The sequence below is a fragment of the Hydrogenophaga sp. genome, from assembly GCF_028698005.1.
GTDB lineage: Bacteria > Pseudomonadota > Gammaproteobacteria > Burkholderiales > Burkholderiaceae_C > Hydrogenophaga.
The window spans coordinates 1-10,472 of the sequence record NZ_JAQVEJ010000102.1 but is presented as its reverse complement, the minus strand read 5'-3'; the positions used below and the strand labels follow the sequence as shown (position 1 = coordinate 10,472).

The 10,472-nt window shown below is 68.7% G+C and carries 9 protein-coding genes; 4 read left to right on the top strand and 5 right to left on the bottom strand.

The window, feature by feature from the left end:
• Positions 1-666 (top strand): HAD-IA family hydrolase (locus PHQ87_RS10750; RefSeq protein WP_300233895.1); only part of this gene is annotated, 666 nt, incomplete at its 5' end.
• 23 nt (positions 667-689) lie between these two features.
• Complete coding sequence (locus tag PHQ87_RS10745) at positions 690-1,349, top strand: glutathione S-transferase family protein (protein ID WP_300233892.1); 660 nt, start codon at positions 690-692, stop codon at positions 1,347-1,349.
• 11 nt (positions 1,350-1,360) lie between these two features.
• Here the strand turns inward: PHQ87_RS10745 and PHQ87_RS10740 are convergent, their stop codons facing one another.
• The 5 genes from PHQ87_RS10740 to hpnC all read right to left on the bottom strand — a co-directional run bounded on the left by PHQ87_RS10740 (position 1,361) and on the right by hpnC (position 7,589).
• Complete coding sequence (locus PHQ87_RS10740) at positions 1,361-1,825, bottom strand: SH3 domain-containing protein (protein WP_300233889.1); 465 nt, start codon at positions 1,823-1,825, stop codon at positions 1,361-1,363.
• An 88-nt stretch (positions 1,826-1,913) separates the two neighbouring features.
• Positions 1,914-4,340 carry an ATP-binding protein gene (locus PHQ87_RS10735; RefSeq protein ID WP_300233886.1) on the bottom strand — a complete coding sequence of 809 codons (2,427 nt, stop codon included), beginning with the start codon at positions 4,338-4,340 and terminating at the stop codon, positions 1,914-1,916.
• Positions 4,341-4,372: 32 nt separating this feature from the next.
• The gene (gene hpnE / locus PHQ87_RS10730; RefSeq protein WP_300233883.1) at positions 4,373-5,761 is read right to left on the bottom strand and encodes a hydroxysqualene dehydroxylase HpnE; all 1,389 of its coding nucleotides are present in this window, start codon (positions 5,759-5,761) and stop codon (positions 4,373-4,375) included.
• Positions 5,758-6,624 (bottom strand): presqualene diphosphate synthase HpnD, encoded by an 867-nt coding sequence (gene hpnD, locus PHQ87_RS10725; RefSeq protein ID WP_300233829.1) that lies wholly within the window; start codon positions 6,622-6,624, stop codon positions 5,758-5,760. The genes hpnE and hpnD overlap by 4 nt, the downstream gene beginning before the upstream one ends.
• A gap of 41 nt (positions 6,625-6,665) precedes the next feature.
• Complete coding sequence (gene hpnC / locus PHQ87_RS10720) at positions 6,666-7,589, bottom strand: squalene synthase HpnC (protein ID WP_300233826.1); 924 nt, start codon at positions 7,587-7,589, stop codon at positions 6,666-6,668.
• 86 nt (positions 7,590-7,675) lie between these two features.
• Here hpnC and PHQ87_RS10715 point away from each other — a divergent pair, with 86 nt between their 5' ends.
• Together PHQ87_RS10715 and PHQ87_RS10710 are read left to right on the top strand one after the other, a co-directional pair.
• Positions 7,676-8,788 (top strand): efflux RND transporter periplasmic adaptor subunit, encoded by a 1,113-nt coding sequence (locus PHQ87_RS10715; RefSeq protein ID WP_300233823.1) that lies wholly within the window; start codon positions 7,676-7,678, stop codon positions 8,786-8,788.
• Positions 8,789-8,800: 12 nt separating this feature from the next.
• Positions 8,801-10,472 (top strand): efflux RND transporter permease subunit (locus PHQ87_RS10710; RefSeq protein ID WP_300233820.1); only part of this gene is annotated, 1,672 nt, incomplete at its 3' end.

The following is a 10,472-nucleotide window of genomic DNA, read 5'->3' as shown; positions in this document are numbered from 1 at the left end:
CTGGACCTGGACGATACCCTGTGGCCGATCTGGCCGACGATCGCACGTGCCGAGCAGGTCTTGCTGGACTGGCTGGCGGCGCATGCACCGGCCACCGCCGACTGGTGTGCCGACACGGACCGCTGGAAGGCGGTGCGGGCGGCCATGGCCCACTCCCACCCCGAGCTGGCGCACGACCTGAGCGCACTGCGCCGGGAGTCGATCCGCACCGCGCTGGTCCAGGCCGGTGACGACCCTTCACTGGCCGAGCCCGCATTCGACGTCTTCTTTGCCGCGCGCCAGCAGGTGGAGCTGTTCGATGATGCGCTGCCGGCACTGCAGCGCCTGAGCGCGCGCTTTCCGGTGGTGGCCTTGTCCAACGGCAATGCCGACATCGGCAAGGTTGGCATTGCCATGCACTTTCGTGGGGCGGTCAGCGCGCGCGAGTGCGGTGTGGCCAAGCCCGATGCACGTATCTTCCATGTGGCGGCCGATGTGGCCGGCGTGGCGCCCGGCGAGGTGCTGCACGTCGGCGATGATGCGCTCCTGGACGGTGTGGGGGCGCTGCGTGCCGGCATGCAACTGGCCTGGGTCAACCGCGCCGACCACGTCTGGGATCACGATCCCTGGCAGCCCCACACCACCGTTCCCGACCTGCTGGCGCTGTGCCGCCTGCTGGGTGTCTGAAAACAACACAAAGGCTGACCACCATGAGCATCACCATCCACGGCATTGCGGCGTCGCGTGCCATCCGTCCGCTGTGGGCGGCCACCGAACTGGGGCTGGCGTTCGAACACCGGGCCACCCCCTACCAGAGCGGCGCGACCCGCACGCCCGAATTCCTGGACCTCAACCCCAACGGGCACATCCCGGTGGTGGTGGACCGTCCGGAAGAGGGACGGGAGATTGTGGTCTGGGAGAGCATGGCCTGCGCGCTGTACCTGGCGCGCCACCATGGCCGCCCGGACGGGCAGGGCATCACGCCGTCGTCGGTGCGCGAGGATGCCGAGGCCTTGCGCTGGAGCTTCTGGACGGTCAATGAAGTGGAAGCCGATGCCCTGACGATGCTGGCCCATCGCAGGACCATGCCGGCCGAGCGACGCAAGCCCGAACTGGCCGAGACCGCCGAGCAGCGCCTGAGGGTACCGCTGGCCGTGCTGGAGCAGCATCTGCAGCGACAACAGCAGGCCGGCATGGACTGGCTGGCGGCGGGGCGTTTCACCGTGGCTGACCTGTGCGTGGCCAGCGTGCTCAACTGGGTGCGTTCATCATCGCGGCCGCTGATGGACGGTCACCCGCTCGTGCAAGGCTGGCTTCAGCGCTGCATCGGGCGCCTGGCCTACCAACAGGCGAACGCTCTGGGGCGCTGAGGCGCGGCCGCTTACCAGCCCCAGACCAGCCGCCGGGCGACCCAGCCCTGGCCCAGTGACTCGTGTCGCACCTTGACCCACTGGCCCTGCTTTTGCAGGGTGCGCATCACTTCACCGTACGCCATCCGGCCCTTGATGCGGTAACGCGTGCCAGGGCCGCTGCGCAGGTGGGCGGTCGGAACCTTGACCACATGGTGGGGCGTGGTCGAGGTGAGCGAACGTGCCACCCAGCCACTGTCGCCTTCGAAATCCTTGACCTGGAGCCAGTTGCCCTGGCGGTTGACGACATTCAGCGGGTAACCCCGGCTGAGTGACCACAGCACAGGATGACGGGTGCCAGGGCCTTCGCGCATGTTCAGCGTGCTGGCGTTGACACTGACCATGGTCTGGGCCTGAGCAAGGCCACCGTGCAGCATCAGGATGGAGGTGGCCGCGATGGCCAGCGCTTGGCGAATGGTCTGAGTGCTCTCGGACATGGGACAGTCATCTCCTTTTCCCGGGTGGATCAACAGCCATGGGAGCCCCGTAGGAACTCATGGTTCCCCGGGCGACGGCACAAGTCCGTCAGGGGCAGCCGCCTTGCATGCCGCGGGTGGCCGCACGGCATGCTTCCCGGAATTGCCGAAGCTGTGCCTCGCAGCGGCTGAGCACGCTGCCGGAAGGATAGGGGCCCGGCGTCGTCACCGGATCGTCGATGCCGCTGGGCATGCCGGTCAGCAGGGCCAGGCCTTCGCCGGCATGGCTGGCGGTGTAGATGTGAAAGTGCCCGGTGGCCACCGCGTCGACCACGGCCGGTTCCAGCATGAGATGCCGCAGGTTGCGCCGGGGCAGCAGCACGCCCTGCTGTCCATCGAGCCCGGCCGCCTCGCACACACGGAACCAGCCCTCGATTTTTTCGTTGATGCCGCCCACGGGCAGCACCTCGCCATGCTGGTTCAGCGCACCCGTGACCGCGATGCCCTGCCGCAAAGGCACGCCCGACAGGGAAGAGAGCAGGGCAAACAGCTCGGCGCACGAGGCCGAATCACCCTCGACGCCGTCATACTCCTGCTCGAACACGATGGAGGCATTGAGCGCCAGCGGCGCCAGATGGCCGAACAGGGCGATCAGGTAGCTGTGCAGGATCAGAACACCCTTGTCGTGGATGGGGCCGGACATTTCAACCTCGCGCTCGATGTTCAGCAGCCCCTGGCCACCGGCGTGGGTGCGCGCGCTCACGCGCACCGGCAGGCCGAAGCGCCAGTCGCCCAGGTCGATCTGGGTCAGGCCGTTGATCTGGCCGACACGGCTGCCAGACAGCGCGATCAGACGCTCGCCATCGATGATCGACTCGAGCAGGCGCTGCTCGGGGTAGCCATGGCGCAGACGGCGGGCCGACAGCGCCGCGTGGATGTCGCGCGCCTCGACCACCGTGCCGCCGCGCTCCCGGCACAGGGCGGATCCTTCGACCACCAGGGCCTCGGTCCTGGCAAACAGCGCGCTCTGGCGCGCCTGGTCGTCGGTCTGGCGGTGCGTGTCCTCAATCAGCGCGGCCACGGCATCGGCCGCAAACGGCGGCAGGCCACGGCGCTTGCAGGTGTGCGCCACGAACAGTGAGGTGGCCCTGCGCGTGTCCTCGGTGGCGGGGAAGCTCTCGGCAAAATCCACCTTGACACGAAAACGCCGGGCGAACTCCGGATCGGCCTTCTGCAGCTGGTAGTACTGCGCGGCCGACCCGATGAGCACGATCTTGACGTCCGCATCCACCGATTCGGGCCGCAGGGAGACCGCCGGAATCGGCATCAGGCCCATGCCCGGCTCCTCGATCTGGACGCGGCCGCTGCGCAGGAAACGGCGCAGCTTCTCCCAGGCCAGATCCTCGGCCAGCAGGTCGCGCAACTGAATGATCAGGTAGCCGCCGTGGGCGCGCAGCAGACTGCCGGTGCGGATGCGGGAGAAATCGGTGTGCAGGACATTTTCTTCGGCCTCGTAGTCGACGCTGCCAAACAGCGCATGCGGCGTGGGGCTGTCCTCGACGATGACCGGCGCACCGCGCAGCGCGCTGTTGTCCACCACCAGATTGACCTGGTACTGGGCCAGCAGCGACTCGAGCGCCAGTTGCCGTTCTTCATCGCCCGTTTCCTGCGCCTCGAACAGCTCGATGTGTTCCAGGACGTCGTGGGCCACCTGCTCCAGATAGCCGCCGAGCTTGACGCTGTCCTTGATCTGCTTCTTGAGGCTGACGCGGATCTCCTGCAGTTCATGGTCCAGCAAGGGCTTGATGACCTGCCGCCGCAATGCGGCCAGGGCCTCGTTCATCACCCGTGCCATCGGGCGCGTCTGCTCCAGGAAGTGCGAGATCTGCTCGCGCAACTCGATCTCGGCCTTGCTGATCTCGGCCCGGCGCTCGCGGGGCAGGGCGCGGGCCTCGTTTTCGGTCAGGGCGTTGCCATCGTCGCCCACGAGGGTGAAGACCAGGTGGCCCGATTCGCGAAACAGGTTGAAGTGGCGCGCCTCGGCGTACTGCTCGAGCTCGGCAAAGGCCTTGTTTTCCTCGTCCTTGTAGGCGTCCTGCAGGCGCTCGCTCTCGGCCTTGAAGTCATCGCGTGCCAGGCGCAGGGGAATTTCCGTCTGCAGCGTACGGCACAGGCGCTGCATCCGTTGGCGCAGTTCACGGCCTTGTCCCGCGGGCATGCGCAAGGCGCGGGGACGCTCGGGGTTTTCGAAGTTGTGCAGGTAGCACAGGTCTGGTGGCACGGGCCGCTCTGCGGCCACGGCGTGCGTCAGCTCACGCAGCAAGGATGAGCGGCCACTGCCGACTTCGCCCAGGACGAACAGGTTGTAGTCGGGGTTGTCCATCAGCAGGCCAAAACGGGCCGCCTGCTCGGCCCGCTCCTGGCCGATCCAGGGCAGGGACTTCACGTGCAGCTCACGGGTGTCGGCAAAACCCAGACTGGCCGGATCGACGGTCAGGCGCAGTTGCGAGGGAAGAAGGCGGGGCAGATCGGTCATGGTGCGATGTCCATCATGCGGCATGGGGGCTGTCAGGGCAAGCCGTGGCGGCGACCCAGGTCCGAGGCCGCCTGCCGGCCGCTGCGAACAGCGCCCTCGATGGTGGCGGGGTAGGGGCCGTCCACATAGTCGGCTGCCGCCGTCAGACCATCTGCGATCCGCGCGGGCGGTCGTGCCAGTGCGGGGAGGCAGGCAAAGGTGGCGCGACGCTCCACCACGGTGCGGATCGGCGTGAGCTGATCCAGCCCCAACTGCTGGCGCCCCTGGGCGATGACAGCGGTTTCCAGGGCCACCCGGTCGTCGGGGCTGGCACTGACCACAAAGGCCAGCACCCCTTGCATGACGGGGTCGTCGGGATGCAGTTGCCCGCGATCGAACACGAACTGGGCCGACAGGCTGGCAGACAGGTCTCCGGCAGTGCCCCCCGGCCGCAGGGCCAGCATGGGAGCGGGCAGCCGGGCACTGGGCGACCGGGCATAGACGGTGGCGATGGCGGTGTGGGGCAGGCCTTGCGCCTGATCGGCCCAGGCGAGCAGGGAGCGGGCCTGACCGGGCGTCACGCTGGTGGCGGCGTCGCGGACCAACTGGCCTGCCACTTCGGCCGAGGAGGCCAGGATGACATGATCGGCATGTTCGGTGCGCACGGCACCGTCCTCTCGCACCGAAACGGCCCATCCAGCCTCGCCGCGCCGCAGTGCCATGGCCCGGGCACCGGTCCGTGCGTCGACACCGCGCGCCCGCAGCCAGTCCACGGCCTTTGCCGGCATCAGCATGCCCAGGTCATGGCGCGGCAGCAGCAGGTGCGCCGGACGCAGCGCGCCGTGTCCCTGGCCGAACAGCGCATCGCGCAGCACGCGCAGGAAAACCTGGCCGCTGGCCTGAGCAGGGGGCAGGTTCAGGGCCGACACACACAGGGGCTCGATCAGGTCCTGCATGGTTCGCCGTGGCAGGTCCCGGCACACATCCGCCACGGTGTCGGTCGGCAGGCACCGGAAACCGCGCAGCCGCCAGGCCAGTGATCGCCGCAGCAGGGCCAGGCGGTCATGCCAGCTCCAGCCCCGCGCCGTGGTCATGGCGGCCAGGGCGTCCAGTGGCGCAGGCCAGCGTGCGGCCCAGGCGGGCGTGGTCAGGCCCAGACCATCCGGGAAGGGCAGACCCAGTGGCAGGTCCATCAGGGCCCGGGACAGATCGACCCCCACGGTTTCCATCAGGCCCAGGGTGGCGGTGTAGGCACCGATCAGGATGTGCTGCCCGTTGTCCAGCCGAAGGCAATGGCCGGCGGCGTCCTGCAGAGCCAGGGCGCGGGCCCGGCCACCCCAGTGGCGTGTGGCTTCGATCAGGGTGACCTCATGACCTTCCTGGCAGGCCTGCACGGCAGCCGCCAGGCCTGCCCAGCCTCCGCCGACCACCAGGACCTTCACAGGCGGCCCAGCGCCTGCACCTTCCAGGCGAGCCAGAACTTGCGCAGCGGCGTCAGGCTCACGCGCTGCGTGAGCACCAGCATCGGGTCGGCGGCAATCTCCTGCAGCAAGGTGCGATAGATGCTGGCCATCATCAGGCCGGGCTTCTGGGCGCGCCGGTCCTCGGGTGGCAGCAGGGTCAGGGCCTCGCCGTAGATGCCGAGTGCGCGCTGGCACTGGAAGTCCATCAGGGCGCGAAATCGTCGCTCGAAATCGCCGGCATCCGTGCCAGGCGCCGCGCCGCGCTTGAGCAGTTCATGGGCTTTCAGGTCGAAACGCTGCAGGTCGTTGACGGGCAGGTAGATGCGCCCGCGCACGGCGTCTTCGCCGACATCGCGGATGATGTTGGTCAGCTGGAAGGCCAGGCCCAATCGGTGGGCGTATTCGGTGGTGGCCGGGTGGTTCTGGCCGAAAATGCGGGCGGCCACTTCACCCACCACGCCGGCCACCAGGTGGCAGTACCGTTGCAGGCCGGCGAAGTCCAGATAGCGGTTCTGGTCCAGGTCCATCTGGCAGCCGTCGATCACCGCCAGCAGGTGCCGTGACTCGATGCCGTGGACCGGGCAATGCGGCATCAGCGCCTGCATGGCCGGGTGGCTGGGCTGGCCGGCGAAGGACTGGGCCACCTCCTGGCGCCACCAGCCGAGCTTGGCCTGGGCCACCCCGGGGTCCTGCACCTCGTCCACCACGTCGTCCACCTCGCGGCAGAAGGCATAGAAGGCGGTGATGGCCGAACGGCGCTCCGCCGGCAGGAACAGGAAGGCGTAATAGAAGCTGCTGCCCGAGGCGGCGGCTTTTTGCTGGGCGTATTCGTCGGGGCTCATGTCTCAGGCGATTTGGCCCGAGTGTAATCAGGCCCGCGCGATCAGGCTGGCGGGGCGCGTCGCTGGCGCAGGGCCCGCCACAGCAGCACCGGCAGGTCGCTCCTGCGCAGCCGTGGTCGTGTGCGCCAGGTGCGCCAGTGCAGGGCGGCGCAATGCTCGAGGATGCGCAGCCCGCCCTGGACCACCAGGCGCAGCTCCCAGCCGGCACGGCCGGGCACGCGGGTGGCCAGCGGGGCGCCCCGCACCATGCGCTGGCGCGCGTCCTCACACAGCTCGCGCACCACCGCCGCGCAGTGGTCGTTGTCCGACTGCGGTGCGAAATCCTCGATCCGCACACCGTGCCGCGCCAGCACGTCGGCCGGCAGGTAATGGCGGCCGCGTGCATGGTCGCGCGAAATGTCCTGCCAGAAGTTGATCAGTTGCAGGGCACTGCAGACGGCGTCCGATTGCCGCAGCGACCGGTCGTCGCCGATGCCGTACAGGTGCAGCAGCAGGCGTCCGACCGGGTTGGCCGACAGCCGGCAGTAGTGCAGGAGCTCATCCAGATCGCCGTAGCGGTGGCCGCTGGCGGTATGGCGCACGTCTTGCTCGAAGGCCGAGAGCAGGTCGCCCAGCAGCGGCACGGGCAGGGCATGGGTCGCGATGGCGTGCGCCAGGGGCTCGAACAGCCCGGGCCGGGCGCTGTCCTGCCAGCGGCCGTCGGCGGCGGCCAGCAGGTCGCGCCGCATGTCGGCCAGCAGGGACAGGCGCGTTTCGGCCGGGGCATCCCCTTCATCGGCGATATCGTCGGCCGAGCGCGCGAAGTGGTAGATGGCCACGATGGGCGGGCGCAGGGCAGGAGGACACAGCCAGGAGGCGACCGGGAAGTTCTCGTAGTGCCCGACGGCGCCCGTCAGGGCGGCCGGCGGTGGATCGTCGGCTCCGTTGGTCCGGTGGGTCGGGGGCGGCTGGCGGGGTGGGGTCATGGGAGGGACGTCGGCAGCGACATGCACAGCGGCCGCAATTGAACTACAATTTTTACTAACCGGTCAGTCATTAATTATTGCTTGCCATGAAACACTTGCGCGTTGGCTTCGTCGTATCGGTGGCCCTGGCCCTGGTGGCCTGCTCGAAAACACCGCCGCCGCCCGAGCCGGTGCGCGCCGTCAAGCTGATGACGGTGGCGCCGTCCGGGCTGACGGCCCAGGAAGTCTACGCGGGCGAGGTCCGCGCCCAGGTCGAATCGGCCCAGGGCTTCCGGGTCGGGGGCAAGGTACTGCGCCGCCATGTCGAGGCGGGGCAGCCGGTCAAGGCCGGCCAGTTGCTGATGGAGCTTGATCCGGCCGACCTGCGGCTCGCGGCCGAGGCCGGGCAAGCACAGGTCGCCGCGGCGACGACCCAGCGCGACCTGGTTGCGGCCGACCTGAAGCGCTACCGCGACCTGCGGGCGCAGGGCTTCATCAGTGGGGCCGAACTGGAGCGCCGGGAGGCCTCGCTGGCCGCGGCCGAAGCCAGTCTGCGGCAGGCCATGGCCCAGGCCTCGGTGCAGGGCAACCAGGCCGGCTATGCCCAGTTGCGCGCCGATGGCGATGGGGTGGTGCTCTCGGTGGGCGCGGAGCCGGGCCAGGTGGTCTCGGCCGGCGCGGCGGTCGTGCGCATCGCGCGCGATGGTGTGCGTGATGTGGTGTTCGGCGTACCCGAGGACCGGGTGGCGTCGGTTCGCGTGGGCGACCGGGTGCAGGTGCAGCTGTGGGCCAGCCACGAGGCACCGCTGGAAGCGGTGGTGCGCGAGGTCGCGGCCAGCGCCGACCCCGCGGGACGGACCTTCCAGGTGCGCGTGGCCTTGCCTGCGGATGCGCGGGTGGTGCTCGGCGCCACCGCGCGGGTGAGCTTCGGCACGCATGGTGAAGCGCTGCAGGCGATCCGGCTGCCCACGTCGGCGCTGGCGCGGGTGGGCAATGACACCGTGGTCTGGGTGTTCGATCCGCAGAGCAACACCGTGCAGCCGCGTCCGGTCCAGGTGGCCATGGCCGATGGCAATGACGTGGTGCTGCAAGGTGGTGTGCAGCCCGGCGAAGAGATCGTGGCTGCCGGCGTGCACGTGCTCACGCCCGGGCAGCAGGTGGCGCGCTTCGGCGCGTCGCGCCCCACCATCGACAGCCTGCCACAGGCCGAGACCCGCTGAGGCCGACCGACCATGGCACAGACACCACAATCCTCCTCGGCCGCTGGCGCGCCCCGCCGGGGCTTCAACCTCTCGCAGTGGTCGCTTGACCACCCGGCGCTCACGCGCTACCTGATGATCGTGCTGATGGTGCTGGGCATCGGTGCCTACTTCCAGCTCGGTCAGGACGAGGACCCGCCTTTCACATTCCGTGCCATGGTGGTGCGGGCCTATTGGCCGGGTGCCACGGCGCAGCAGATGGCCGACCAGGTGGCCGACCGGATCGAAAAAACGCTGCAGGAAGTGCCCTATGCGGACAAGATCCGCAGCTACTCCAAGCCGGGCGAGACCCTGATCATCTTCCAGCTCAAGGACACCTCGCCGCCGGGCCAGGTCGAGCACCTCTGGTACACCACGCGCAAGAAGGTCGGCGACATGCGCATGAACCTGCCGCAGGGCGTGCAGGGGCCGTTCTTCAACGACGAGTTCGGCGATGTCTATGGCGTGATCTACGCCCTGCAGGGCGATGACTTCACGCCGGCCGAGAAGAAAGAGGTGGCCGACGAAGTGCGCCAGACCCTGCTGCGCGTGAAGGATGTCAGCAAGGTCGAGATGTTCGGCGTGCAGGATGAGAAGCTGTACGTCGAGGTGTCGCAGCAGCGGCTGGCGACGCTGGGGCTGGACATGCAGCAGGTGCTGGCCGCGCTGGGGCAGCAGAACGCGATGGAATCGGCGGGTGCCGTGCAGACGCCGCAGGACGTGCTGCAGGTGCGGGTCGGCGGCCCGTTCAACTCGGTCGAGCAGTTGCGCGCCATGCCGGTGCGTGCCGGCAACGGCACGCAGCTCAGGCTGGGCGACATCGCGCGCATCGGCATGGGCTACGTCGATCCGTCATCGACCATCGTGCGGCACGACGGCCATGACAGCGTCGCGCTGGGCATCTCCATGGCCAAGGGCGGCGACATCGTCGCGCTGGGCAAGTCGCTGAAACAGGCTGTGGCGTCGATCGAGGCGACGCTGCCCGCAGGCATGCGACTGGTGCAGGTGCAGGACCAGCCCACGGCCGTGGCCGGCTCGGTCAACGAATTCGTACGCGTGTTGATCGAGGCGGTGGTGGTCGTGCTGGCGGTGAGTTTCCTGAGCCTGGGGCTGCACCGCAAGGATGCCTCGGTGCCGGCCTGGCGTTTCTGGCGTGCCTACCATCTCGACACGCGGCCGGGCATGGTGGTGCTGGTCACCATTCCGCTGGTGCTGGCGATCACCTTCCTGGTCATGAACTACTGGGGCATCGGCCTGCACAAGGTGTCGCTGGGCTCGCTCATCATTGCCCTGGGCCTGATGGTGGACGATGCGATCATTGCCGTCGAGATGATGGTGCGCAAGCTCGAGGAGGGTTACACGATGGCCCGTGCGGCCACGGCCACATGGGAGCTGACCGCCATGCCCATGCTCACGGGCACGCTCATCACCGCCGCCGGCTTCCTGCCCATCGGCATGGCCAAGTCGCAGGTCGGCGAATACACTTTCGCCATCTTCGGCGTGACCACCGCGGCGCTCATCATTTCGTGGATCGTCGCTGTCGTGTTCGTGCCTTACCTGGGTGTGCGCCTGCTCAAGGTCAAGCCGCATGTGGGCGCGGCGCACGAGGTGTTCGACGGTCCGCTCTACGGCCGCTTCCGCCGTGTCGTGGACTGGTGCGTGAAGC

Coding starts and splice junctions, on each gene's coding strand:
- PHQ87_RS10745 (WP_300233892.1), top strand. CDS start 690: ATGAGCATCACCATCCACGGCATTGCGGCGTCGCGTGCCATCCGTCCG.
- PHQ87_RS10740 (WP_300233889.1), bottom strand. CDS start 1,825: ATGTCCGAGAGCACTCAGACCATTCGCCAAGCGCTGGCCATCGCGGCC.
- PHQ87_RS10735 (WP_300233886.1), bottom strand. CDS start 4,340: ATGACCGATCTGCCCCGCCTTCTTCCCTCGCAACTGCGCCTGACCGTC.
- hpnD (WP_300233829.1), bottom strand. CDS start 6,624: ATGAGCCCCGACGAATACGCCCAGCAAAAAGCCGCCGCCTCGGGCAGC.
- hpnC (WP_300233826.1), bottom strand. CDS start 7,589: ATGACCCCACCCCGCCAGCCGCCCCCGACCCACCGGACCAACGGAGCC.
- PHQ87_RS10715 (WP_300233823.1), top strand. CDS start 7,676: ATGAAACACTTGCGCGTTGGCTTCGTCGTATCGGTGGCCCTGGCCCTG.